The sequence below is a fragment of the Paenibacillus pseudetheri genome (genome assembly GCF_924513355.1).
In the GTDB taxonomy this organism is placed as follows: Bacteria; Bacillota; Bacilli; order Paenibacillales; family Paenibacillaceae; genus Paenibacillus_AQ; species Paenibacillus_AQ pseudetheri.
In genome coordinates, this window is the sequence record NZ_CAKMAB010000060.1 from 1 (window position 1) to 24373 (window position 24373).

General features: G+C 40.9%; 27 protein-coding genes. 1 reads left to right on the plus strand and 26 read right to left on the minus strand.

Features of this window, described 5'->3' with window-relative positions:
* Window positions 1–131: 131 nt before the first annotated feature.
* The 13 genes from L1028_RS29045 to L1028_RS29105 all read right to left on the minus strand — a co-directional run bounded on the left by L1028_RS29045 (window position 132) and on the right by L1028_RS29105 (window position 11417).
* Window positions 132–1235, minus strand: a complete 1104-nt coding sequence (locus L1028_RS29045; protein ID WP_234541575.1) for a PRK06851 family protein — start codon at window positions 1233–1235, stop codon at window positions 132–134.
* A 91-nt stretch (window positions 1236–1326) separates the two neighbouring features.
* Window positions 1327–1782, minus strand: coding sequence for an NUDIX hydrolase (locus L1028_RS29050; protein WP_234541578.1), 456 nt, complete (start codon window positions 1780–1782; stop codon window positions 1327–1329).
* A gap of 148 nt (window positions 1783–1930) precedes the next feature.
* Window positions 1931–2707 carry a (S)-benzoin forming benzil reductase gene (locus tag L1028_RS29055; RefSeq protein ID WP_234541582.1) on the minus strand — a complete coding sequence of 259 codons (777 nt, stop codon included), beginning with the start codon at window positions 2705–2707 and terminating at the stop codon, window positions 1931–1933.
* Between the two features lie 160 nt (window positions 2708–2867).
* A complete protein-coding gene (locus L1028_RS29060; protein WP_234541585.1) occupies window positions 2868–3488 on the minus strand; it encodes a thermonuclease family protein in 621 nt (206 codons plus the stop codon).
* Between the two features lie 169 nt (window positions 3489–3657).
* The gene (locus L1028_RS29065; protein WP_234541588.1) at window positions 3658–4836 is read right to left on the minus strand and encodes an MFS transporter; all 1179 of its coding nucleotides are present in this window, start codon (window positions 4834–4836) and stop codon (window positions 3658–3660) included.
* Window positions 4837–4924: 88 nt separating this feature from the next.
* Window positions 4925–5236: an ArsR/SmtB family transcription factor gene (locus L1028_RS29070; protein ID WP_234541589.1), complete on the minus strand. Its 312-nt coding sequence runs from the start codon at window positions 5234–5236 to the stop codon at window positions 4925–4927.
* 47 nt (window positions 5237–5283) lie between these two features.
* A complete protein-coding gene (mraY, locus tag L1028_RS29075; protein ID WP_234541591.1) occupies window positions 5284–6237 on the minus strand; it encodes a phospho-N-acetylmuramoyl-pentapeptide-transferase in 954 nt (317 codons plus the stop codon).
* Between the two features lie 348 nt (window positions 6238–6585).
* Complete coding sequence (locus L1028_RS29080) at window positions 6586–7044, minus strand: GNAT family N-acetyltransferase (RefSeq protein ID WP_234541593.1); 459 nt, start codon at window positions 7042–7044, stop codon at window positions 6586–6588.
* 47 nt (window positions 7045–7091) lie between these two features.
* On the minus strand, window positions 7092–7715 hold the full coding sequence (locus tag L1028_RS29085) for a hypothetical protein (RefSeq protein ID WP_234541596.1): 624 nt from the start codon (window positions 7713–7715) through the stop codon (window positions 7092–7094).
* A 119-nt stretch (window positions 7716–7834) separates the two neighbouring features.
* Window positions 7835–8578: an ABC transporter permease gene (locus tag L1028_RS29090; RefSeq protein WP_234541628.1), complete on the minus strand. Its 744-nt coding sequence runs from the start codon at window positions 8576–8578 to the stop codon at window positions 7835–7837.
* A 48-nt stretch (window positions 8579–8626) separates the two neighbouring features.
* The gene (locus L1028_RS29095; RefSeq protein WP_042193809.1) at window positions 8627–9376 is read right to left on the minus strand and encodes an ABC transporter permease; all 750 of its coding nucleotides are present in this window, start codon (window positions 9374–9376) and stop codon (window positions 8627–8629) included.
* Window positions 9377–9503: 127 nt separating this feature from the next.
* Window positions 9504–10559, minus strand: a complete 1056-nt coding sequence (locus L1028_RS29100; protein ID WP_042187774.1) for an ABC transporter ATP-binding protein — start codon at window positions 10557–10559, stop codon at window positions 9504–9506.
* A 78-nt stretch (window positions 10560–10637) separates the two neighbouring features.
* The gene (locus L1028_RS29105) at window positions 10638–11417 is read right to left on the minus strand and encodes a GTP cyclohydrolase II (protein ID WP_234541597.1); all 780 of its coding nucleotides are present in this window, start codon (window positions 11415–11417) and stop codon (window positions 10638–10640) included.
* A gap of 193 nt (window positions 11418–11610) precedes the next feature.
* On the opposite strand from L1028_RS29105, the gene L1028_RS29110 reads away from it, so the two are divergent.
* Window positions 11611–11937 carry a winged helix-turn-helix transcriptional regulator gene (locus tag L1028_RS29110; protein ID WP_042127276.1) on the plus strand — a complete coding sequence of 109 codons (327 nt, stop codon included), beginning with the start codon at window positions 11611–11613 and terminating at the stop codon, window positions 11935–11937.
* 91 nt (window positions 11938–12028) lie between these two features.
* On the opposite strand, the gene L1028_RS29115 is transcribed toward L1028_RS29110, so the two are convergent.
* The 13 genes from L1028_RS29115 to L1028_RS29175 all read right to left on the minus strand — a co-directional run bounded on the left by L1028_RS29115 (window position 12029) and on the right by L1028_RS29175 (window position 24355).
* A complete protein-coding gene (locus L1028_RS29115; RefSeq protein ID WP_234541599.1) occupies window positions 12029–12913 on the minus strand; it encodes an ABC transporter permease subunit in 885 nt (294 codons plus the stop codon).
* Window positions 12910–13872: an ABC transporter ATP-binding protein gene (locus tag L1028_RS29120; protein WP_234541601.1), complete on the minus strand. Its 963-nt coding sequence runs from the start codon at window positions 13870–13872 to the stop codon at window positions 12910–12912. The genes L1028_RS29115 and L1028_RS29120 overlap by 4 nt, the downstream gene beginning before the upstream one ends.
* Window positions 13869–14990: a hypothetical protein gene (locus L1028_RS29125; RefSeq protein WP_234541602.1), complete on the minus strand. Its 1122-nt coding sequence runs from the start codon at window positions 14988–14990 to the stop codon at window positions 13869–13871. The genes L1028_RS29120 and L1028_RS29125 overlap by 4 nt, the downstream gene beginning before the upstream one ends.
* Window positions 14991–15043: 53 nt before the next feature.
* Window positions 15044–15562 (minus strand): sigma-70 family RNA polymerase sigma factor, encoded by a 519-nt coding sequence (locus L1028_RS29130; RefSeq protein ID WP_060624053.1) that lies wholly within the window; start codon window positions 15560–15562, stop codon window positions 15044–15046.
* Window positions 15563–15735: 173 nt separating this feature from the next.
* A complete protein-coding gene (locus tag L1028_RS29135; RefSeq protein WP_234541604.1) occupies window positions 15736–16053 on the minus strand; it encodes a hypothetical protein in 318 nt (105 codons plus the stop codon).
* A 146-nt stretch (window positions 16054–16199) separates the two neighbouring features.
* Window positions 16200–17660, minus strand: coding sequence for an N-acetylglucosamine-specific PTS transporter subunit IIBC (gene nagE / locus L1028_RS29140; protein WP_234541605.1), 1461 nt, complete (start codon window positions 17658–17660; stop codon window positions 16200–16202).
* Window positions 17661–17707: 47 nt separating this feature from the next.
* Window positions 17708–18214, minus strand: coding sequence for a PTS sugar transporter subunit IIA (locus tag L1028_RS29145; RefSeq protein ID WP_234541606.1), 507 nt, complete (start codon window positions 18212–18214; stop codon window positions 17708–17710).
* A gap of 22 nt (window positions 18215–18236) precedes the next feature.
* Window positions 18237–19109, minus strand: a complete 873-nt coding sequence (locus L1028_RS29150) for a PRD domain-containing protein (protein WP_234541611.1) — start codon at window positions 19107–19109, stop codon at window positions 18237–18239.
* A gap of 212 nt (window positions 19110–19321) precedes the next feature.
* Window positions 19322–19708, minus strand: coding sequence for a DivIVA domain-containing protein (locus L1028_RS29155; RefSeq protein ID WP_234541629.1), 387 nt, complete (start codon window positions 19706–19708; stop codon window positions 19322–19324).
* Window positions 19709–19801: 93 nt separating this feature from the next.
* Window positions 19802–20161 carry a replication termination protein gene (locus L1028_RS29160; RefSeq protein ID WP_042187753.1) on the minus strand — a complete coding sequence of 120 codons (360 nt, stop codon included), beginning with the start codon at window positions 20159–20161 and terminating at the stop codon, window positions 19802–19804.
* Window positions 20162–20467: 306 nt separating this feature from the next.
* Window positions 20468–21484 (minus strand): extracellular solute-binding protein, encoded by a 1017-nt coding sequence (locus L1028_RS29165; RefSeq protein WP_234541614.1) that lies wholly within the window; start codon window positions 21482–21484, stop codon window positions 20468–20470.
* A gap of 109 nt (window positions 21485–21593) precedes the next feature.
* Entirely contained in the window at window positions 21594–22676 is a 1083-nt protein-coding gene (locus L1028_RS29170) for an ABC transporter ATP-binding protein (RefSeq protein WP_234541617.1), read from the minus strand.
* 23 nt (window positions 22677–22699) lie between these two features.
* Window positions 22700–24355 (minus strand): ABC transporter permease, encoded by a 1656-nt coding sequence (locus tag L1028_RS29175; protein WP_234541620.1) that lies wholly within the window; start codon window positions 24353–24355, stop codon window positions 22700–22702.
* Window positions 24356–24373: the final 18 nt, after the last annotated feature.

Sequence of the window (24373 nt, forward strand, 5' to 3'; positions counted from 1 at the left end):
AGAGCACAGCGATTGGAACAACGGTCCGTTCGCGGAGCGTCCTCTCAAAGCGCCCACGTATATCCTACTAGAAAAAGGGATGACCCAAGCAGCCATTTCATGGCTTTTGGGACATCCCCTTAAATGAGGGTTTAAACCTCCAGTGGACTTTCAACAATCTCGTTGATCCCCTCTAAAATCTGCGATTTAATCTGGTCTACTCGATCAAAATTCAGGGTAGTTGTATAGATTTGCTTTAATGCAACTAGGAATACTTTTGCGTCTGTAAGATGCTGTGTGGATTGCTTCATGGTGCTCGAATATCGCTCTTTAATGCCGGCTATAGCTTCGGAATATTCTTCATCTGTACCAGGCAGTATACACCGGGAATACATATCGACGATCTCGTCGGTTGCCCGATCAGGGTAGTACTCATGCGGAGCCGTGCTATCAAAAATAGCAAATCCAAGCTCACGCACAATAATCATATCAAGGCTATTTGGATCGAAACCACAGTGGTAAATTTCAACATCGAAACCACGCTTGATGCCTTCAGCCGCTATTTTCTTCAACAGTGTAGATTTTCCGGAGCCCGCACGTCCTTTAACCAAATATCTTTTTAGTCCTGAGGTTAGATTAGGAACAAAATCCACTGCCCCCTTCGGCGTCGCCGCACCTAAAAAACGATGATCTACCCGGCTGGATTTTTCAGATTTCTGATCTCCAAACAAAAGCTTAATATACTCCTGTGTCAGCTCATCGGCTGCTTGAAAATCCATTTTCGCGATATAAATCGCTTCCCATTCATCATGTATGCGAAGAGCTTCAGCAAAACCAGCATAAGCCAATTCATGTTCTTGTTTAATGGCTCCGACTAAATTATCGATTTCCAACTTCTGTTGGCACAACTGGAACTGATCGGCGGCCTGCTCCAAATCTACGAATACAATGGACTCTTCAGGCAGTTCAGGGTTTATTACACGCGGAGCTGTTCCATCCACAATTCCTATATTTAATTTGGGAATAATCACACCGTCGAATGAATCGTTATCTGATGCAGTGTGGATGAACCAGATCTCATAACCTTGTTGATTCAACTGCTCTCCGATTTCTCTAATCAGTTTGGTCTGCCCCGTACCTGGGCCTCCTTTTAAAACATACAGACGCGTTAAACTTTGCAATGACGACTCATAGAGGCTGTAAAAGCCGTGAGCCGTATTCCCGCCAGCAAAGAAATTGAGGATTGTTCCGTTCATAATCGCACACCTTTCCGGGCTAATGTCATGGTTCATATTTCATCGTATTATGGTTCCCTAGGAAAGGTGACACTTTAAGTGAGATGTGGTCTTACTTCATAAAACGATCCATAAATCTCTTAATGATTGGAACATCAGGAGGTGACAACTCGCTAGGCAATTCTCCATAATTAAAAAAACGGACTTCTTGCACTTCAATTCCATCTTCTTTAAGAGCCCCATCAAATTCTGTACATAGGTAAGCGGCTACAACATTATATACTTCATCACCGTTTGGATATTTGTAATAAAGGTCTTGTCCAGAGAACATGTCAAACAATTCAAGTCCTCTGGCTTGTAAACCTGTCTCCTCAAAAAGCTCCCTTCTAGCAACCTCTTCCAAAGTCTCCCTCAGCTCCATCGAGCCACCTGGCAATCCCCAGCAACCGTTGTCCGTTCTGCGTTGTAATAGTATTTGCTGTTCGTTACACAATAAAACGCAAGCTCCTGCCATAATAAGCGGCCTCGAACCTACTTGTTTTCTTAGCTCCATAATGTAATTGCTCATTTAACAGCACCCTCTCTCCTTAATGGCTTATATTTCTTTGTTCTTTTCCAAAAATTCATCTTTAGTTAGTCCAGATCCGATCATCATCCAGTCAATAATAAATGCTGTTATCTATATCTCGCATAATCCCCTCCGAAAGCTAGTTGTTTTATTCTGCAGATACACCTAAATGTTGTGTAAGCTTTGAATAGTCGTAAATATCCACAACTGCTCCGTGTTCAAAATCAGGTTTAAACAAAAACTCAATGATATGTTGTGCTGTTTCCTGTGGTGTCGTGAGCATCCCAGTTTCCTTAACCACCTCAAATATCTCTGCTGATGGAAATATTGATCTATCCTGGCTTCTAGCCTCTTTTTGCAGATTGGTATCAATCATTCCTGGCCAGATCGATATAATTCCAACTGGTGTTTTAGAGGGATTCTGTTCTAGTCCCACACATTGTGAAAAAACATCTAACCCTGCTTTTGCTGCTGAATACAGACTCATTCCAGGATGATGATTCTTAGCAGAAGAGGATGATATATTTAAGATCCTTTTGTCGATTAGAAGACCATTCGTATGCTTTATAAACATTGAGGTTAGTATAATGGGAGCTAATAAATTCACATTTATATTTCCCGTTATTTCATCAACACTAGCTGTATCAATAAATGAGACAGGAGCAATCATTGAAGCGTTATTAATAAGGTAAATTCCTTCCGCTTTTGACACGTCAATAGAATTGAAAATACTCCCCATCAGAGATTCAATCAGATGAATGTGATTCAAATCAAATTCATAGTAGGTTATATTACTACTTTTGCTTGCTAAACTCTCATTTCTTTCACGTGAGATACAAAACAGATAGTGATCAGGAGAGACAAGTTGTTCTGCCATAGACTCTCCAACTCCTCTTGAAGTTCCTGTAATAATGAAGTATTTCATAAGGGCAATCCTCCTCGAATTGTAACCTGATACTAGTACCAACTACTAGAGTATCACATTTAAAACATTCTTTTGTCAAATACATCCATTCAGAGCATGTTCTCCCTAATATAAAAAGCTACCACATGGTAGCTCTATAAAAATTGATTTTACTAGATGTTTATTTCGTTTTTGGAACATGAAAACCATTGTTTTGCGCGTAATTTTCAATACTCCAGATGCCAATGCCCTGCTCTCTTGCTTTATCCTGAATAGCTCTAAATTGATCTACGTATTTCGTATTAGGCGCAAATACATATGACACACGTGCATAACCCTGCTCTAGCAGAAGCTCATTAAACATCTTGCCATCGATATAGAGATAACAGAGTAGACGACCATATTTATCTCGTTCTGATACATCTAGTTCAATTTGCACATCTTTATTTGTAAGCATCTTTTTGGCATAATCAGAGGCTTCTATCGAAAATGGTTGTGGTTCAGGGATATTCGGATTTACTGATTCTGGCGTATCGACTAGTAGCAAGCGCACCGTTTCTTTTTTACCGTCGATAGTCAGCTTCATGGTGTCTCCATCAACCACCCGTGTTACCTTAGCATCTAATAAACTTCTGTTGTCCTCTTCTGTATTCTTTGCCGTAGCATCAGATTTAGGGCTAGGACTTGTTGTTATAGATGGAGCTTGATCTGGAGTAGACTGCTCGGCGAAAGTGCAAGCGGTAGCTGTTCCGAGTATGAGGGTGATGGCTAGGCAGATTTTTAATAGATACGTTTTACTCATGGATAAACCTCTTTCTTATACTTATGTAATAGCTTCATGGGGTCTAATTAAAATAAAGCAAAACAATGAAAAATACAAGTCTGTAGTCCTCAATAATAGAAAAAAGCGACAGCTTTGTACCGGAGAAATAGATACTTGGCTATCGCTATTTTAATAAATTCAATCTCCGTTAATCACCCAGCTTAGCTTCTGCTCCGTTTAAGTTTGAAATTTTTATTTTGATTATGATTGATAAGAAAGCAAGCAGGGAAAAAATAATTCCAATCCAGATGAGTTCATGTATACCCGAGCGAGAAATAAACCAACCACCGATAGAAGTTCCTATCGTAATTCCAAGATTGGAGAATGAAATAAACAAGCTGTTACCGAATTCGGGAGCTTCTTTCGCCTCGGTCGTTAACCATGCTTGACTGACAATGAGTCCGCCGGAATGCACTGCCCCCCAAATGATTATGATAATAACCATCGGAATAAAATAAGAACCTAGATAATAAACGAAGAAGTAAGTTACCGCATATAGCAGAGGAAACATGATGACGGTCTTTGGAATGCTTTTATGTAAAAGGCCCCCAAATAAAAAGTTCCCAAAAATCATGACTATACCAAAGGCCATTAACATGATACTAATCCATGACCCATTCATATGTGTTACTTGACCAAGATACTCAGCAAAGTAACTATATACAGAAAACATCGCTGCAAAGATAAAAATAACTGTCACTATATTTAACCATAATAGGGGTTTGCGTAATATACCAAGCTGCTTGCCATAAGACATTTTTTCTTTAACAGGCATGGAAGGAAGCCAAGCGAGTATCCCTAAAAAGGCAATTATACTTACAACAGCACCAAACAGGAAAGCAACTTCTAATGATATTTTTTCCGCGAGATAAGAAGTCAAAGGCACACCGAAAGCAAACCCGACTGTGATTCCGGCGAAAACCTTTGTAACTGCTTTAGTACTCTTTTCTGGTGGGACAAGTTGAGCAGCGGTCACAAGAGCAACTGAAAAAAAGACAGGATGAAAAATAGCAGGAATAATGCGGAAAATCAGCATTACTTCAAACATAGTTGTATAAGCGTACACAACATTTGAAATTGCAAAAATAAGTACAGCCGTTAATAGAATAACTTTACGATTAATACCAGAAGCCAGTAATGTTAGAAATGGACCAGAAATGGCAACGACTAAAGCAAATATACTTACAAGCCATCCAGTCTGTGAAGGCGTTATATTAAATTTTTGAGTGATCTGCGGTAGAACACCTATAATCCCCATTTCCGTAGTGATAATACCAAATACACCTAAAGCCAGAATAATGATAAGTAACGGGTTAATCTTTTTCATCTTTAAAATAATCCTCCATTTATATTTGTATTTACATATACAGATTTGTAGATATGATATATCAAAAAAAAGTCTTCCCTCCTCTCATTTATAGTTTCTGTTTAATATACTCGGAAAATTCCTGAATTGTCTTCTCATTCCGACGATAATACGTCCACTTCCCAATTCGCTCAGATTCCAACAAACCAGCTTTTTGCATAGTCAACAAGTAACTCGAGATAACAGACTGTGCAAGTCCCGATCTAGCTTGAATATCTCCCACGCATATCCCAGTTCGAAAACTTAGGCCTTGTTGTAAATAAGGCTTTTCATCAAAGAATTCCTCCGGAGTTTTTAACCACATCATAATTTGACTACGTGTCTCATTAGCCAAAGCTTTAAATATCAATAAAGGTTCCATGCATTTTATTATATCTAATTTTATAGATTTGTAAATATAAAATTTATTTAGTGCATGAGAAATTTCCAAATCAACCAGGAAAGTAATACAGATACCCACGAAATGAAACCGAAAATCATCACGATCTTGTTTTCGCTCCATCCGTATTTTAAACTGAAATGGAAATGAATCGGTGCCATTCGGAAGAGCCGCAGCTTAGTTCGTTTATAGTACCAAACTTGTAAAATGACCGACAACTGCTCCGCAAAATAGACGAAAAACAAAATCGGAATCAAAAGCTCGACCTTCTCAATGACAGCTAAAATGGAAAGAGAGCCACCAATCGCCAGTGATCCTGTATCGCCCATAAAAGCTCTTGCCGGATAAATATTGTAAAGGAAAAGCCCAAGCAGACAGCCAATCATGACAAGGGAAAATGTCTGCACTTCAGGTTTGTCCGATATCATAAAAAAGAAAAAATACGTCGGAATAGCCACATTGATCAGTAGCCCATCAAGACCGTCCGTAAAATTGATGGCATTTGCGGAGCCCACCACAAACAGCAAAATGATTCCGACATAAAGATACAAAGGCAATTGCAGATAGTGCCCTTGAAATAACTCGAGATCGCTCGTCAGCCCGAACGAATGGAACAACACATATAAAATGGTTCCAGTAAAAATAAATTGAAGCACTAGTTTTGAGCGACCGGTGATACCGGATGGATTTTGCCAAAAAGCCTTTTTGAAATCATCCAGAAATCCGACTGAGCTGAACAACAAAAACGTGACGCATAAGAGTAACATTAGAGGTCCGGGATGAAACTGTAACGAGATCGCTATACCAATAAGCAGGATCAACCCTGCCATAAGCGGTGTACCACGTTTGGCCTGATGATCCGCTGGTAACTCGGAGCGAATCGGCTGCGTTAGCCTCAGCCTGTGCAGCGTCCAGATCAACAGCGGCGTAAACATCGCCACTAGAAGAAAAGACAGACCGGAAATAGCCATAATTCCAAACATATAACAAACTCCCCTCTTTGAAAAACATCATTTTAACACTTCCACTCCAAGTACTCCTACTCTGGAACCTAACTCACACTCACAAAATTGTTTTGAGAGTTATTAAGATCGCTTGAATTATGTAAAGTTTTATCCCTCTCACTGTATCTTTAGTAAAATGATATATGTAAATAAAACTTTGATAAAGAGAAAGTATTCTGTTTTTATTTCCTATTTTCGCTCGTCATTAAGAAATACTTCCGTTCAATAAATAAAGGACTGCCTATCGGCAGCCCTTCATTTATTGATCATTCTTCACCTTCCAGTAATCAACAATTGTTATTACAATTAGAATAGAATAGTACGATATCAAGCTTCAACTTTAACCATAACAATAAATACAGTACTTCCTTTAACGAATTCAGCTTCCCGGCTAAATCCCAATTTTTCATACAATTGTATCGCTCTATCATTAAATTTTGCCACTGTCAGACGTTTCGAGCTTTTCCCGACCATTGTATCAATTTGGCTTAGAACAGCTGTGAAAAATAGAGTCCCATTTCCCTGCCCTGTAAACTCTGGTCTCATCCCTAAGCCAATATCTATAAACCCCTGAGAATATGTATATGACTCATTTGGAACCTGCGCTGAGCTTCCTGTACAGAAGAACCCTACTAACTCTTTATTATCATCAAATACGGAAAAATATGAATCTGCAAGCATTTCACTTATGGCTTCAGGCGTTTGTTCATTGTTGTAAAAATCATACGGTTGTTCATATCGCCAGCTTAAAATATCCCTAGCAACATCAGCATTCAGCTTTTCCATGTAAAGTTTCAATTTCGCACCACCTTATGTTCAAAATCAATAAGCAGCTAGGAGTCTAACTCCGTTAACTCCCGAAGGATTTTCTCCACGTCACCATCAGGATTTAACGCTTTGATCATCTCTTTCGTAATGGCTGCACCCTCATAAACTTGTGTAACAACCTCTAAGGGGAGTGTGAGTTCAAAATAACCTTCGGCAAATTCCACAAAATCCTCTGCTGTGCGGAAAATAGTTCCTAGCAAAAAGTCCGAACCATCTTCTGCACCCGCTGGAATCTCTACCTCCCCCTTCTGCCACCTCAAGTCATTATTTTCACGCCAAAAGCAAAAAGTAACATCTTCCTTAGTTATCGCCTCATCTTCCAGTAAAGACAATAGTGAGGTTGGGACTTCTTCATAGATTCCTGGCCAAACCTCATGTTCGTCGCGCGCATATGGACTTACTTCTGACTCATGATCAAATCCTTTAATTATCGTTCCTTGAGGTGCAAAAATAATAAACAAATTATCACCTGATCCATTATCGATCGATGCTAAGGAAACATTCTTATCAAATTTAGAAACAAAACTATGATAGCGAAGCCATTCCTCTGGACATAGAACAATATTTAGAGAAGCAAGTATTTTCATAAGTTTTTTTAAGTTTTCGGGTGCTGGTAAAATATCTGACACATTCATCTATGATTCCTCCCTATTGTATTCATTAATGATTTTAGCATATTGATGAATTAGGAGTAAAAAAAAGACTACCCGAAGGTAGCCTTTCCAACATAACAAGACACTAGCTTAACTCAAGATCCCGCTCCCTTATATCTTCTTACCCCGTAACTCCAAGCTAACAGACCAATCCCAAGGAATATCGCACCTACAACTGGTGTCATTAGCGCAAGGCTCGTCATTTCTTCACGCTGCAGGAAGAGCGCTGCTGGATAGACTCCGACGAATGCAAACGGGATAACCCAAGTTAAAAGTACCTGAATAGCACGATTGTAAATTGTTACCGGATAACGGCCATAAGTCTGAATGTTATACATTAACGGAAGAATGCCAGTAGGAGCATCCGAATAGAAAGACAATGATGTCAATGTTGTATAAATCCCAGTATAGATGGCGACGGCACTTAACGTAAGAATGATCAGAGCCGGTATCGTCCACCATTCAAAGGGAAGACCCAGATTGCTGCCACTAATGGCCATAATAATAATACCTATGAATGAGCCCATTAGTGCTGGTGGATCAACATTTTCCAAAAAAATCTGGAACAGATTATGCGCCGGACGTGTCAAAATACGGTCCATCTCACCTTTGACGATATAACGCTCACTGAATCCCCATAGATTCACAAAACAACTAAACACCCCAAAAGGCACCATAAAGAATCCATAGACGAACACTACTTCGTTCTGATTCCAGCCGCCAAGGCTATCCGTATGCATGAAGATTACCAGTATAAAGATAAAGTTTGTAGCCTGAAAGAGCAAATCTGATATGACCTCTACCCAAAAATCGGCACGATAGGTGAGCCGGGACTTCATATAGTTTTTAATATATTCAATTAATAATCCAAGGTAATACACGTTTCCTCAACCTCCCTGCACGAAGAGACGCTGCCGCGCCGCATGATATAACCAGACAATCGGAATCAGTAAGGCCAGGAACCAAACGATCTGTATCCCCAGTACATTCCAAATCCCAACCCCTTGCACCCGTCCTGTAAATACAGAACCTGGCAAGTAAGTAATCGCCTGAAACGGCAGCACCTTAAGTATAGAAGATAGCCAGTCAGGAAACAGACTGATCGGCACGATCAAACCGGAGAACAGATCAACAATTACCCGCTTCATACGCATCATGCCCTCATTATTCTCAACAAAGAAAGCCGAGAGCCCTGTAATAATATTGATCTGTGAATTAATCAAGAAGCTGAAAAAGAGCATTACAAGAAAACCCGCCCAAGCAGATGGCGCTGTTGGTAATTGAACCGGGAACAACAACATAGCTATAGCCATACCCGGAATCATAAACAAGAGGAAGCGGAACATTCCCTCTCCGAGTCCTTGCATCATTTTGACTAATACATAGTTATAAGGCCTTATAAACTGGATAGCGATACTTCCGTCTCTTATATCCGTAGAGATCTCACGATCTAGATTATTAAAATAAAACGCACGAGCCATCCAAGAAACAGCGACATAAGACGTCATTTGCGTTGCAGTAAAGCCACCAAGTGAATCCCCATTACCATAGATGGCCATCCACGTGAAATAGTTAACCCCGATATTCAGTGAATAGATAAGAATACCTGAGTAGTAGTTAATCCGATATGCAAGCATGGTAAGGAACCGGATCCGTATAAAATCTAAGTACGCCCCAAATAGTAATCTACGACTATTCTCTGGAGGACCACCTGAAGACGAACCTCCTGAGGACGAAGACATTGCTGTTGAAGCATTAAGCTTATCAGACATGTAAAGCCTCTCTTTCATCCTTCAGAGCGGCAGCTTGTTTCTCTGGTTTATCCGCAGACCCGGATTGATAAATACTGCGAACAATATCATCCGTATTCGTCTCAATGATTTTGATATCAGTAATGTCGGCTTTCCCTACTACCCGTCCCAAAACATCGGATACATTTATATCCAGCGGTATCCAAACCGATGCTCCAAGATCGTTATCTGCAGACCAAGTAACTGGCATCCCTTCAGTCCAAAGCTCAAGCAATTGCCGTTTCGTTGCATTTCCGAATTGAAATTGAACTTCACGTCCAGTACCCCAGCGCTGTTTCAGATCTTCTAGTCCGCCGTCATAAATAATTCGACCATCGTCAAGCATAATCACCCGTGAGCAAAGTGCTTCAATATCTTGCAGGTCATGTGTAGTCAACAGTATGGTTGTTCCATGCTCACGGTTCATATCTTTAAGGAATTCACGGATCTCTGACTTCACCACAATGTCTAAACCAATGGTTGGCTCGTCCAGAAATACAATCGAAGGGTTATGAAGTAATGCTGCGACTAATTCACAACGCATCCGCTGACCGAGACTGAGCTTACGAACAGGACGATTAAGTAGTTCTTGCAACTGCAATCGTTCGACCAATTCATCCAGCCGTTTCTTGAAGTCTTGTTCAGATACCCGGTATACCTTGCGCAGCAGCTGGAAGGATTCAATGACCCCAATGTCCCACCATAGCTGGCTGCGTTGCCCGAACACCACACCGATATTCTTCACGAATTTCTCGCGCTCCAAATAAGGAACATAACCACCCACCGTAAGATTTCCTGAAGTTGGTACTAGAATACCCGTGAGCATTTTGATCGTAGTTGATTTCCCGGCACCGTTCTCGCCGATATAACCACAAATCTCACCTTCGGGAATGGAAAAGGAAATATCCTTCACCGCAGTTACTTCCGTATACTCCCTTTTAAACAAATCAGCGAAGGCCCCTTTGAGACCTTCGCGGTTTTTTTGTACTTTGAATGTTTTTCGTAAGTCTTGTACTTGAATAGCAGTCATATTGTACCTCACTAAGCTTAAAGTTGGGTTCCAGTAACCCATTATAATTGAAGAAGTGCAAAAGCACTACCTCAATTTTTACTTAGCTAGTCTTCCTACAATTGGATTCGCTTCTTTCACGGTCTCTAAATGTCCTGAACGAGCCACTTTGGTGCGTAAGTATTTCTCGTTAAAAGAAGATACATCTCCCCACAGCGCTACTCTTTTCACAGCATTCATACCTGCAGTCTTGAGAGCTTCCAGTTTCTTCGGATTGTTCGTAATTAACGTGACTGGTTTATGACGTAGATGTTGTAGAACGCTAATCGCTTCTTCATAATTTCTTGAATCATCAGAAAAACCCAGCTCTAAATTAGCCTCAACTGTATCGTATCCTTCTTCTTGTAAAAGATACGCTAAAGATTTGCTAAACAGTCCAATGCCTCTACCCTCATGGTTAGCGAGATAGAATAACGCACCTGAACCGTGCTCGACGATCATTTTCATGGACTGATGCAGCTGGAAGCCACAATCACAACGTTTGCTGCCAAAAATATCGCCGGTATGACAAATGCTGTGCATCCGAATCAAAGCTTCATCTGAACCCTCGAAATCACCATATACTAATACACTGGATTGCTGACCATCTGCGAGGCTCATGGATGGTAACTTTGAAATCAAAGCAGCTGTTGCATCACTATTATCACCAAGAAGCTCTGCATCCGTAGTGTTCAGCCAGTTGTACCATTTAAAAGTAATGGTCTCTCCGTCTAAATTCACGGGTAAAGTAATCGGTCCAACCAATATATTTGTACTGTTTTCTAAAGGAATCCGAGTAATTTTATTTTGTAGGATAGAAATAATATCTGGTTTTGTCATGTGTAACACCTTCCTCAATTTCATCTGGTACAGCTATAGCTATACATAAGGGTCGAAAATTAGTTAAAATATAAGTAACTATTTGTAAGTAAGTTTATCATTGTAATATAACTTCGTCAAGTTATATTATATCTTTAAATATTTATAATTACTTTATGTAAGTTTATGATATAATGAATGTCGAGGTGATATTATGAATGATTTCAACATGTGTCCTCGCTTTGAAAAAGCGGTAGACTTGCTAAGTAAACGTTGGGTCGCGCTGATCGTTTTCGTGCTTATGCCAGGTCCACGTCGTTTTGGCGAAATAGAAAGCTGTCTGTCCAATCTAAGTGGTAAAGTGTTATCTGACCGATTAAAAGAAATGGAAATCGAAGGTATTATTGAGCGAACCGTATATCCAGAAATGCCAGTACGCATTGAGTACTCCCTTACTCCAAAAGGAACCGCGTTGGCTCCTATACTTGGTGAAATTGGAAATTGGTCTACGGACTGGATTGAGCTTGGTGTTACAAATTAATCCGACTTCTACTAACTTGAAGAGCCCTTTTTGTTCCGTAAATCCGGCAACAAAAAGGGCATTTTAAGTTCTTCGATATATTGTTAAACTGCTATAGATCCTTCCGTTGAAAACGATACAATCCGATTAAGAACGCGATTAGTGTATAGAAGATCGCATAGACGATAAATGTATTAGATGGGACTGAGGTGAAGTTATCTAACCCAAATAGACTATTGGAAGCGTTAAACATCCCGTTCATTTCGTTAATACTAAACAGTTCAGCAGTCATTCTGCGCTGTAACCCATCTACAGGCATAAGTAAGGACATTATACCCGTCATATTATTTAGAGTGCTAAGTGCTTCGGGCTTAGATAATAAAGAACTACTTACCTTGTCAATCATTCCTCCTAGCCATCCTGCTCCATAAAGCATCGTCATAAAGACTCCATTCCCAAGGGCTGAGAAGAATCCTGAACCCAGCATAGAAACAGTTATTAGCAACGGTACGATGGAAGAAAAGAGCAAAAATGATTTGAATAACGCTAATCCATCCCTTGGAATTGCGGCATGGGCTTGCGTAATTAGCAATATAGAAACAAATAAAATAAGTGCATAACCTATTCCTAGTGTTACATAACCAAGCCAGCGACCTGCGTACCATTTCCAGCGTGGAATTGGTCTTGGAAGCAAGGCTTGCATCACTCCCTGCTCTGCCTCACCAGAAATGGCGGAAAATGAACTAAAAATTGCTAAAAAAGCAATTACAAATGCTCCGAAGAAAAATCCAAACGATAAAATAAATAAACCATTTGTAAAACGAATAAGGATTTCTTCTCCGCTAGGAATACTCGATCCGTGAGACATAGAACTTTGCCCGATCGTACCCGCAATAAACCAAAACCCAATAAGAAAGACCACGGTCATAAGTAATGTCAGCACCATTACTCTTTTGCGCATCAGTTCTTTCCAGGTCATACCCATTATAATTCTCATTCGTGTTCACCTCTATGGCTTAGTCCTGATACAGCATTCATAAACCACTCTTCTAGACGTTCTTGCTGATGTGAAACTTCATATAAGGTCATCCCTTGTTCTATAATCAGTGAATTCAGCCAACCCACCTGCTCTTCACTTTCCAGCTCCGCTTCCAACCAAACCCTACTACTGTCTATGGATTCTTCGGTATGGGAAGACACCCGGATCTGCAAGCCTGTCTGATCTTTTAGCCACGACAATAAAATAGGCGCATAGCCGCCTACTTTAAATCGCCAGCTCATACGCTTGTTTAACACCTCGGACACTTTACCATGCCGGAGAATAACTCCGTTATTCAGTAGCGCCATTCGGTCGCAAAGTACTTCAACATCCTCTAACAGATGAGAGTTTAGAAATATCGTAACCCCTTTTTCTTTTAGATTCTGTAATATACGCCGGACTTCCTGACGTCCGATTGGATCTAGTGCCGATGAGGGCTCATCCAAAAATACGATAGCCGGATCATTAACAAGTGCACAAGCTAATCCCAGTCTTTGCTGCATTCCCTTAGAGTAATGCTTCACTCGGTCACGTCCACGCTTACCAATTCCAACCTCATCAAGAAGCTGTGGAATTCTCTTATCTGCTACAGACCGCTGCATTCCGCATAGTCTTGCATGCAGCCTCACAACCTCCTCACCCGTCAGCCATTCCTGATAGCGATACAATTCGGGTAAATAACCGATTAGCGATTTAGCTTCTAGCGAACCAATCTTATGCCCGAACAGAGTTCCACTGCCACTTGACGGATGAATAAGTCCTACAAGCATTTTTACAAAGGTACTTTTACCTGCACCGTTAGGGCCGAGGAAGCCAAAGGCTTCCCCTTTCCCTACAGTAATACTTACATCTCGACAACCGCGCCCGTTATCATATTCTTTAGTTAGGGACTTGGCTTCAATTGCAGTAGTACTCATGATTCAATCAGCTCCTGAACTTTGTTCATAAGCTTCTCTTTACTCGAATAGAGCTCACCTGACAAATTGAATAGCTGTCCATCCTGGATCCATGTAGCTTGATATACAGGACCACGGCTGTATTCATAATTGTCAACAATAACTAAAATGTCACCCACAGTTATTTGCTCCGTATTTTCACCAGCGATTAACGGCATTGGGATTTCTCCGGATAAGACCCTGCTTTGCATTAAGCTAGTCTTCAAGTAATCTGGCAGCAGTGGGAAATTCATTACAGCTTCCAAAGCCTCTTCCACTTTAATAGAAGGATCAACGTTAAGTACAGGCGCATTCATCTGCGACAGACTCGCCCAATGCGTTTCGTCAGATGAGAGATTGTAATTCACAATTTCCGGAATATGAAGTGTAATTGGTTTACCGTCAATCGATTCGGGCAGCAGATGTTCTGCTCCAATTTTTTTCAGGGCTTTGTTCACTTCGTCAACCTTCAGATTAAGTGTGATATCTTGTGAAGCACCCACCGAAACTGTATTGTGTCCTTCCACTAAAGCCGTCTTTTTCGCTGGATAACCAAGGGTAGCCTTCAGTTGATCCGCAGGCAACTCACCAATGTAAGCCCCGCTAGCGTTTGTAAACTCACCGAATTGATTAATTGATCGATTAAGTTCACCGTCTTCAGCCACCTGTGTGAAAATATTACGCAGATCACTCTCTTGAACAACCGTAACCTGTTCCATCCGGAACTGATTCAGAATGGATGCCATTGCTGTGTTTCCTATTGGGGTCGCGAGAATGACTGCAAAAACAGCTACACTTGCAGCTACAACTCCTAGCTTCCGACGACGGTTCATACGTAGTCGACGCGGACGTTGTACTTTCTTATCATGGGTAGTTACAAGTATGTCCTGCACTACCGTTGGTGTTGACTCTGATTCAAGGTTCTCTAGATTTTCTGGCTGACTTAAGTTAACAGAATCCTCAGTTTGGGGTTCCGTATTTTGACTCCATTTTGCCCATTGACGATTATTAGGCTCACTCTCTAACTTACTCTGCAGCTTGGCCCAGGCTTCGTCTGTACTTTGCTTATCTTTATCTTGCTTTCCTGAATAGTTATTCATTATTGTACCTCCTGATTTTAAAGATTACTTCGTAATTTCTCCTTGAAAGAAGTCTACTTCGTCTGCGGTATCGCCTTCGTTGCATTTTGTCTTAGTTTCTCTGTCGCTCGGTGGAGCAGGGTCCCTACTACTGGAGGTCTTACTCCAAGCTCTCCCGCGATTTCCACATAACTGTACCCCGAGTAGCGAAGAAGAAGCGCTTGTCTGTCTCTTTCAGGCAATTCATTCAGCCAGATGTGTACATCTTCCTGATCCAGCTTGCTGATTATGATTTCTTCACCTGAAGGGGGAGATTCACTAGCATCATAAAGCTGCTCTTGTTTATTCTGCAGTCGCCGTTCCCTTGCTTTTTTGTCCAAATAATCATATCCAATACGAGTAAGGACTCTATGAAGCCAGGCACCCAGTGCTGCTGGATCATCTGGTGGATTACGGTACAATCTCAGAAAAACTTCTTGAGCTAAATCATCAGCCGCCGATTCATCACGTACCAAAGCGGCAAGCTTACGGCGGACAACAGGGTAATGTTCATAAAATATTGTTTTAAAAATTTCAGATTCCGGAATTTCCATCGTGTAAATCCTCCTTATCAGCTGCAGCTATAAGTAAGACGACTGTCAGTACAATTTTGTATCAGAATTCTTCATAATTATCATAACCATTTTTAAGACAAGCAAAAAGACAGCCCCTAATTTGCATGGTAACTGTCTTCATGATATGAATTATACTTTTTTTTTGATCCGAATCATCGAATTCGAATATATCGGTTAAGAATCTTTTTGGACAAAATACTCCGCTCCAGCTTAAGCTCTAGAAGCTGTTCTTTCCAATGTAGCACTTCATCTGATTCTTCATTCTTACGCAGCTTCTCAAACAACTTCATGATCAATATGTTAACGGAATCAAATTGTGACCATAGCTCTATCACACTTTCTTCTTGAACCTGAGGTTCTTCCGATTCTGTGTTAAGATTCTTTAAGCTCTCTATGATGTCAGTCTGCCACTGTCCATCGTTAATTGCTTTGGCATAATTTAAAAGGTCCAGATAATCGTCGACTGACATATGTACCGACTCCTTTGTATGTTTATACCAAGTATTATACTAGGTATTGTGTATATTGCAACAATTTATCCCTGTAAGTATACAAAAAAACAAGGGCTAGTATGCGGACTAGCCCTTGCTAATAAATTTAAACGGAGTACGTTAAGTTATAGTAACTTCTCGATTTCCTCTTTGTATTGCTCCGATTTCGGACCAAATACGATTTGTACAGCACCTTGACCAAGTCTCATGACTCCAGAAGCACCGAGTTGTTTCAGTGCGGAATCTTTGACGGCTTTCTCGTCTTTAACGATCAGACGAAGGCGTGTAATACAAGCATCGATATTTTCAATGTTTGAAGGTCCGCCGATATGCTCAAGAATTTGAGCAGCCTTGGAAGAAGCAGCTGAACCTGTTGCATTACCTCCAGTTGTTGCTACAAGCGCATCATCATCATCATCATCCTCACGTCCAGGTGTCTTAAGCTTGAACTTCGTGATGATAAAGCGGAATAACACGTAGTACAGAACGAAGAAAGCAAGACCTACAGGGATAAGAATCCATGCATTGGTGGATAGTTTCATGTTCACCAGGTAGTCAATCAAACCAGCGGAGAAGCTGAAACCAAGCTTAACATCTAGAATATACATTAATGCCATTGAGAAACCAGTTAGTAAAGCATGCACTACGTACAATACTGGTGCCAAGAACATAAAGGAGAATTCAAGGGGTTCTGTGATCCCTGTTAAGAAGGAAGCAATAGCAGAACCGATGAAGATGGAAGCAACCATTTTACGTTTTTCGGGTTTAGCTGTATGAATAAATGCAAGTGCTGCACCTGGAAGCGCAAACATCATGATTGGGAAGAAGCCTGTCATAAACATCCCAGCTGTTTTGTCTCCAGCGAAGAAGCGATACAAGTCTCCATGTACCAACTCACCAGCTGCATTCGTAAAGTCACCAATTTGGAACCAAGCAATCGAATTAAGCACGTGGTGAAGTCCAATCGGAATCAATAAGCGGTTAGCTGTACCGAAGAAGAACGCTCCTACTGCTCCCAAAGATACAACCCAGTTACCGAAATCACTTATTACATCTTGTATAGGGCTCCAGACCATCCCAACTAATACGGCAAGGACCATCGTGGATGCAGCTGTAATGATTGGAACAAACCGTTTACCAGCAAAGAACCCGAGCCAATCCGGCATCTTAATATTATGATATCTCTTGTATAGGAATGCTGCCCAGCCACCGGCAAATATACCTCCAAGCACCCCCATGTTCAACACTACATCATCATTGATGAAGGAAAATTGAAGGGGTACGACAGCTAGTATCTTAGTCAGAACCATATATGCAATTACTGCTGACAAGGCTGCTACGGCGTCCTTGGCAAATCCAATGGCGACCCCTACTGCGAAGATCAAGGCAAGGTTTCCGAAGATAGCACCCGCACCTGCGTTTAGAAATGGAACAAAATATTGGTTCAGGAATCCTCCGACTGCGGATCCTAGATGCAAATCTTTTTCAAAATCAAGCAATCCGATCCCTTGCAGAATACCTGCCGCAGGCAAAGTTGCTACCGGAAGCATAAGCGACTTACCTAATTTTTGTAGAAAACCCAACATAAAATATCATCCTTTCGATTCAATAGTAGTAATGCTGTATCAGCTTATTACTTTGAAGCCACTGTAAGAACCAGATCCTGTCCAGCTGTAACCTGACCATAATGTCCGTTCACTTGAGGTGGTGTTTCTTCCGTACTAGTCACGATTACAGGCGAAATTGTGTCACAACCAGCTGCGCGAATTACGTCCAGATCAAATTCGATTAAGGTTTGACCTGCCTTCACTTGATCTCCAGAGGAAATATGACTGACAAATCCGTTGCCCTTAAGGCTGACAGTATCGATTCCGATATGTAACAACAATTGCACACCGGAGGAATGTTCCAGAATAACTGCATGACTTGATTTCACGATATGAGCAACTGTGCCATCAAAAGGAGCTTTTAAAATCCCCTCGGATGGTCTTATTGCAATACCGCTCCCCATATGACCACCAGCAAAGGTTTCATCAGGAACCTCTGTTAATGAAACTGCCTCTCCGCTGATAGGTGCCATGATTTCAATTGTATGTCCAGTATGTTTCTCTTCTTTTTTTGATTTCCACTTGGAAAACATATGCTCCACTCCTCTAAAGATGTTAATTTTCTTTCACTAAAGTCTGAAATAATCGGTGTAAGTGCATCGCCAGGAAACACAGCTCTTCTTCCGGGATGTCTACACCAAGAGATTTTTGCATCACTTTACCGAGCTTTTGAGATAACTTGTATTCTTCCTTGTATTCCTTCTTAATATGTTTCACAAAAGGATTATCTATTAGTGATCCCTTCAAAATACGTTCCAGTGAAAACCGTAAATGGATCATTAATCGAATATGATTCATACTGCCATGCTCAAAAGTGATATTCCGTTCTTGCTGTATCATGTCCAGAAGTTCACTTACAATATTGGACGCTTTTACTAACTGACCCACCGATACATTGTTAACTGCGGAGTACACATGATAAGTAAGAAATCCAACCTCGTCTTCGGGAATTTGTACCTGAAATTCAGCATTGATCTTCTCTGATGCTTTGTAAGCGATATCAAATTCCTTCGGAAAAGACATCTTAGTTTCTTGTAAAAAAGGATTAATAATATCCATCCCGTTGCGCAGACGGTAAATGGTGAATTGAATGTGGCTCGGGAGTGCCAAATAAATCTTGTCGTTTAATTTGTCAGGAAATTGACTTTGGATATCAGCAATTATTTCATCAGTTATCTTCATCACTTTGGGATCTATGTCTTCCAGCAAAATTTGATACTGACTCCAGGATTCGCGGTCTTCTAGACGAAACAATTTCTCAATACGAGGATCGTTTCCTTCAATCACACCTGAACCTTTCACAGCAAAACCAATGCCTTTACCGATGATGACATATTCCTTGCCGTTCTTGCTTCCCTGAACCATTACAACGTTGTTCCCAATCACACGTTGTACTTGAAATTGCTCGATCTCCCGCGACAAGCTCATCACTCCTTTCCCATATTATCGTTAATTAGGAACAAAAAAAGCCAAGAAATGTCTCATCGAGATGATGACAATCTTGGCTCATGCCCTTAACGGTAACACGCCACTAAAATATAAATGATCATTTATGAACATATCATAAATCATGAACTACTAACTCGTCAATGGTAAATTTATAAATGTCAAGCGCAGCTCCTGAACTCAAAATTCAGAAGTTATAAATAACTTTCGATTTGGGGAAGCTTTTCTTTAAGCTGACGAACATTGTTCTCCAGTTTTAGAATGACCTCTTCTAATTCCTTTGGGTCGATGCCTCTAAGTACTGGGACCTGAATAACCTCAGTGGCTTTTGTTTCTGACTTTAATTCTCGCATCTCCAGCTGCTGTTCTTGCCATTTATCCATCAGATCAGCAATTGTCGCATAGAAACGCTCGTAATCCTTGATTACGCTATCTAAAAATGTATCCACTTCCTCCGCATCGTAACCACGAAGCTTCATACTGAATTCTTTTTCATGTATGGTTAGAGCATCTAAAGTGATGCCAAGTTGGCTGAAGAGCTTGCGTTGCTTGTCCAACCGACGTTTCATATGTTCATCCATCATTTGTTACCTCCAAGTATATACTGCAATTATCCGGCAGTAACCATTATAACAGGGTGAGAGCATCCTGAAAATATAACTATAGTTCCAGTTCTAGAAGTTATCCGCAACCGCTTTGTTCAAAATACCTAAGCAGCGATCAAGATCCGTCTTCACCTGCTTCTTATATAGCTTTGCTTTCTCTTCTCCATCAGTTGTGAAATGGTATAAGACGATTTCTTGAAAATCCACCTTCGGGTCATTCCCTTTTAGCTGTTTAGTACGATATAAAATCCCTTGCTGTACCAGCTCATGTAAGGCGCGATAGATTTCGCTCTGTGGGGGGGAATATCCATGTGCCTTGAAATCTCTACGTAAATCCTCAAGCATTTGGTATCCATACCCGCGATGTTGTTCTACCATCGTTATAAGATACACCTTGATAAAAGCCCGTTGAGCAATCATAAACGCCATATAAACCCTCCTCATGTTGTATTCTTATTGGCTAATCTCTTACCTTCTATAACTCTAGTATAAGCACTATTTTCCAACTTTCACAACCTGAAATGTGGTATGGGGTTCACTTTTTCCGATCTCTGTAGAAATGCAGTAGTGATAGATGATGAATTCTATGAAAGTAACTAGATAGAGTTGTTTTTTTGTGATTTTCTATTGTGAATTTTTCATATGATGAAAGTTGGTTTTATTGAGTAATAAATAACCATCGAGAACTTAACCATAAAGTTATCGATGGCCGCTGAATAATGACTGAACACTCCCTTAGCGTTTATTCGCCTCGTGCCATCTAGCGAGTAATTCCTCGCGGTTCGCAGCAGCGATATCGAATCGATACGTAATCATTAGCTTTTCCAGATTAACAGCAGACAATAGCGGATGGATCTTAATATTCGGCATCACAGGTAAGGAAAATGCGGAATTCATATAATCGGTCTGAGCATCTGTTGATAGTACAAAATCCACCAGCTGCTTAGCAGCAGTCACGTTGTTCCCACCTTTCAAGATAGACACTGCACCTATCTCCCATCCTGCTTGTGGAGGAATAGAAGATTGTATAGCGTATCCCGAATTCGTAAATCGAAGTTGGTCCCCCATAAAGCTGATAACGGCAGCAACTTCACCTACTGCAAGCCGCTGCGCAGAGCTAATTCCTGAGAACGTAGTAGATGGGCTCTGCTTCTTAAGAGCACTCACCAATGCTACTGCTTGCTCCTCACCACGCTCTTGTGCAAGAGAGGCTAGCAATGTGTATCCAGTACCTGAGGTTTCTGGGTCTGGAATTTCAATTTTCCCCTTGAGCTCTGGACGTAATAAGTCTTCGTATCGTTCCGGAAGAGGTAAATCTGCAAGCTGAGGATCTTGATTCCAGACCTGCTCGTTAACACCAATAGCTAATGCACCCATGTATATCCCTGTCCAATAGCCCATTTTATCTTTATAAATGTCTGGAATCTCATCAGCAACATGTGATGAATAGCGAATTAATTTCCCTTTGTTCTTAAGCTGCTCATGAAGATCAGCAGGCCCACCGAGAACAACATCGATGCCCGTCTTATTCATCGACAACAAATGGTAGCTTGCCTCACCGCCAGACATACGAATAAGCTCATAAGACTGTCCCGTCTTCTTCTTATATTTCTCCAATAGGATACGCGCCTCATCCTCTTGAAAAATCACATATACTTTGAGAGGCTGATTGCTTTTCTGTCCAGGATAGAAAGATATTAGAAGAATTATTGTTGCCGCAACCAACGACATGATAATTACCTTTGTTCTCAATTAGAACGTCTCCTCCCGCTAAACTAACCTATAGCCGCCGTTCTATTTAAAATAAGATACGCCAAAAAAGGAAAACGACTGTTTTCCTTTTTTGGAACATCTCTTCAGTTTACGGACTAACCTTTTTAATAATATGAATTTTGTCTATTGCCGCACTCATCCGAACTTGACCATCGAAAGTCTTTTGACCAATATCATATGCATCGACAATCCATTCTTTACCCCATTGATCTGCAAGGAAATATCTTTCCTTTTCTCCTAGAAACATCGAGGATTGAACTACTCCAATGATGTTAAATCCACTAATGTCCGGATGATTTAGTCGCAGTGATTCGGGGCGAACACTCAGAAGAACTTCCTCACCCTCTGTCAGCTTCTCATCTGTAGTAATAGTAACGTTATCCCCTCCAAAACCGTAGCTAACTGTTGCCGTACCCTCTTTACTTTGCACGACTACTGCCTCAATAAAATTGGTAGTACCAATAAAGTCAGCTACATATTGTGTACGAGGTTTATAGTATATTTCATGCGGCGTACCATACTGATCAATAGCTCCTTTATTAAAAACCACGATCTGATCTGACATCGACAAAGCTTCCAATTGATCATGTGTAACATAAATTACGGTTAGTCCAAGTTCCTGTTGAATCGTCCGCAGTTCAACGCGTACCTCTTCACGTAATTTAGCATCTAGATTACTTAGTGGCTCATCCAGCAGAATAATCGGCGAATTCATCACTAAGGCACGAGCCATAGCCACACGTTGCTGTTGTCCACCAGACATTTCATGGGGATATCGCTCTTCAAGTCCGGATAATTTGACCTGGGCCATAACAGCCATTACCCGCTCCTGTACTTCTGCTTCAGGTCTTTTCTTAATATCTAGTCCATAAGCAATATTATCAAATACCGTCATATGCGGGAACAAGGCATATTCCTGGAACACCATTGGAGTGCCCCTTTTATATGGAGGTAATTCATTAACCAAATTCCCGTCAATCCACACCTCACCATCATCAATGGTATAGAAACCTGCGATGGAACGTAATAAAGTCGTCTTCCCACAACCACTCGGACCAAGGAAGGTGATGAACTTCCCCCGTTCAATCTTTAAGTTAATATTTTTCAAGACATGGTTATTGCCGAACACTTTATTCACATTTTTCAAATCTAGTAGTATGTTGGATTCCATCGTGCCCACTCCCTTCAAAATCATTAGAAATCAAATATTTTCACTTTGGAACGGAAGATCAACTTGATCACTCCCAGTGTACCAAGCGTTGCACCCATTAAGCCCACTGCCACAGCGGCTGCCCAATAATAGGTTCCTGTTTCGGCATAGTTAAAGATCGATACTGCTGCAACAACCCATTTAGGGGTAATTAGGAAGATTATCGTGCTCAAGGTATTCATATTTTTCATAAACGCATAGACAAAGTTCGCTACGACGGTTTTTTGCAACATTGGAAATACAATCGTTGTTAGCGTCTTACGGCTACTCGCACCCAGGTTGGTGGCTGCTTCTTCGATCGATTTATCCACTTGTTTAAAAGACGCGGTCAAGCCGCGATAGCCTACAGGCATCTGTTTAAGTAACATCGCAATGACAATCAATGCTGCAGATCCCTGCAAAACAATCGGACCTTTACTAAACGCAACAATTAGTGCAAGACCAACGAATGTTCCTGGAAGCGCAATGGGAAGAACCGCGCTGAAATCTAGGAATCTTTTACCTGGAAAAGGTTTGCGAACTACTATATAGGCGAGCACTAATGCAAGAGCCACCGCCAGCAACGCACTAATTAGCGATAACACTAAGCTGTTCAAAACGGCTGGACTCGATGAACTAAAGACAACTTTCATAATATGATCCAGTGTGAACGTATTATCTCGACCAAAGTTTTTCGTAAAGGCGAAAAGAATGGTGATCGCAAACATCGAAATAATGAACAATGAGATTAAACTGTTAAAAGAGAAAAGTAATGCATCTGTCCTCTTAGATGTAGTGATCCGTTTCAAGCCAGATACCGGCTTACCAGTTATCGTTGAGTAGGAGCCTTTAGATAAAATCTTATTCTGAACCCAGAATACAATCAGTGCAGGAATTACTAGGATAATCCCCATGACCGAAGCTAGTCCTGCCTCGTTATTAATGATTTCTCCGTAAATCTCAACAGCTAAAAGTGAATAGTTACCACCAATCAGCTTTGGATTCCCGAAGTCAGCGAAGCAGTTAATTGCCACCAACAAGAATGCGTTAATGACACCTGGAAGTGCAAGTTTCAGCGTAATCGTCCTGAATAATTTAAACCCTCTAGCTCCAAGATTCTGTGCTGCTATCTCCAGATTCGGTGATATAGCACGGAGCACACCCGTTATAGTCATGTAGGCAAGCGGAAAATAGGATATCGTCTGAACAATCCACAGCCCTGGTAATCCATACAAATCAAGCTCAAAATTAAAGTTGGTATTTAACCATTGTGAGATCATTCCCCCACGTCCAAAAAGCAATAGGAATGCTAAACCACTCATAACCGAAGGAGCTAATAATGGAATAAAGGCTATAAATCGAAAGAACTTCTTTCCTCTGATGTTACTGTAGTGAATCGCATACGCGTATATAAATCCAAACACTGTTGCCGTAAAAGCGGATAATGATGAGCTAACCACTGTATTTAATAGAGCTTTTCCATAACGGGCTTTACTAAAAAACGTAGCCCAATTATCAAATCCAGATGTAAACACAACGACTACTAGCGGATAAATAACAAATAGAATGAGAAATGCAAAGCTAGTCAGTACAAGTACAAGTGACGATGGATCTTTAAAGAGCCTGTTGATCGACTCCCCAATGCCTTTTTTTTCTTTCATAGGGGGCGACTCCCACCT

What these genes read in the sequence shown, in the direction of transcription:
- L1028_RS29045 (WP_234541575.1), bottom strand. Translation starts at nt 1,235, where the DNA reads ATGAACGGAACAATCCTCAATTTCTTTGCTGGCGGGAATACGGCTCAC.
- L1028_RS29050 (WP_234541578.1), bottom strand. Translation starts at nt 1,782, where the DNA reads ATGAGCAATTACATTATGGAGCTAAGAAAACAAGTAGGTTCGAGGCCG.
- L1028_RS29055 (WP_234541582.1), bottom strand. Translation starts at nt 2,707, where the DNA reads ATGAAATACTTCATTATTACAGGAACTTCAAGAGGAGTTGGAGAGTCT.
- L1028_RS29060 (WP_234541585.1), bottom strand. Translation starts at nt 3,488, where the DNA reads ATGAGTAAAACGTATCTATTAAAAATCTGCCTAGCCATCACCCTCATA.
- L1028_RS29065 (WP_234541588.1), bottom strand. Translation starts at nt 4,836, where the DNA reads ATGAAAAAGATTAACCCGTTACTTATCATTATTCTGGCTTTAGGTGTA.
- L1028_RS29070 (WP_234541589.1), bottom strand. Translation starts at nt 5,236, where the DNA reads ATGGAACCTTTATTGATATTTAAAGCTTTGGCTAATGAGACACGTAGT.
- mraY (WP_234541591.1), bottom strand. Translation starts at nt 6,237, where the DNA reads ATGTTTGGAATTATGGCTATTTCCGGTCTGTCTTTTCTTCTAGTGGCG.
- L1028_RS29080 (WP_234541593.1), bottom strand. Translation starts at nt 7,044, where the DNA reads ATGGAAAAGCTGAATGCTGATGTTGCTAGGGATATTTTAAGCTGGCGA.
- L1028_RS29090 (WP_234541628.1), bottom strand. Translation starts at nt 8,578, where the DNA reads ATGAAGTCCCGGCTCACCTATCGTGCCGATTTTTGGGTAGAGGTCATA.
- L1028_RS29095 (WP_042193809.1), bottom strand. Translation starts at nt 9,376, where the DNA reads ATGCTTGCATATCGGATTAACTACTACTCAGGTATTCTTATCTATTCA.
- L1028_RS29100 (WP_042187774.1), bottom strand. Translation starts at nt 10,559, where the DNA reads ATGACTGCTATTCAAGTACAAGACTTACGAAAAACATTCAAAGTACAA.
- L1028_RS29105 (WP_234541597.1), bottom strand. Translation starts at nt 11,417, where the DNA reads ATGACAAAACCAGATATTATTTCTATCCTACAAAATAAAATTACTCGG.
- L1028_RS29110 (WP_042127276.1), top strand. Translation starts at nt 11,611, where the DNA reads ATGAATGATTTCAACATGTGTCCTCGCTTTGAAAAAGCGGTAGACTTG.
- L1028_RS29115 (WP_234541599.1), bottom strand. Translation starts at nt 12,913, where the DNA reads ATGAGAATTATAATGGGTATGACCTGGAAAGAACTGATGCGCAAAAGA.
- L1028_RS29120 (WP_234541601.1), bottom strand. Translation starts at nt 13,872, where the DNA reads ATGAGTACTACTGCAATTGAAGCCAAGTCCCTAACTAAAGAATATGAT.
- L1028_RS29125 (WP_234541602.1), bottom strand. Translation starts at nt 14,990, where the DNA reads ATGAATAACTATTCAGGAAAGCAAGATAAAGATAAGCAAAGTACAGAC.
- L1028_RS29130 (WP_060624053.1), bottom strand. Translation starts at nt 15,562, where the DNA reads ATGGAAATTCCGGAATCTGAAATTTTTAAAACAATATTTTATGAACAT.
- L1028_RS29135 (WP_234541604.1), bottom strand. Translation starts at nt 16,053, where the DNA reads ATGTCAGTCGACGATTATCTGGACCTTTTAAATTATGCCAAAGCAATT.
- nagE (WP_234541605.1), bottom strand. Translation starts at nt 17,660, where the DNA reads ATGTTGGGTTTTCTACAAAAATTAGGTAAGTCGCTTATGCTTCCGGTA.
- L1028_RS29145 (WP_234541606.1), bottom strand. Translation starts at nt 18,214, where the DNA reads ATGTTTTCCAAGTGGAAATCAAAAAAAGAAGAGAAACATACTGGACAT.
- L1028_RS29150 (WP_234541611.1), bottom strand. Translation starts at nt 19,109, where the DNA reads ATGAGCTTGTCGCGGGAGATCGAGCAATTTCAAGTACAACGTGTGATT.
- L1028_RS29155 (WP_234541629.1), bottom strand. Translation starts at nt 19,708, where the DNA reads ATGGATGAACATATGAAACGTCGGTTGGACAAGCAACGCAAGCTCTTC.
- L1028_RS29160 (WP_042187753.1), bottom strand. Translation starts at nt 20,161, where the DNA reads ATGGCGTTTATGATTGCTCAACGGGCTTTTATCAAGGTGTATCTTATA.
- L1028_RS29170 (WP_234541617.1), bottom strand. Translation starts at nt 22,676, where the DNA reads ATGGAATCCAACATACTACTAGATTTGAAAAATGTGAATAAAGTGTTC.
- L1028_RS29175 (WP_234541620.1), bottom strand. Translation starts at nt 24,355, where the DNA reads ATGAAAGAAAAAAAAGGCATTGGGGAGTCGATCAACAGGCTCTTTAAA.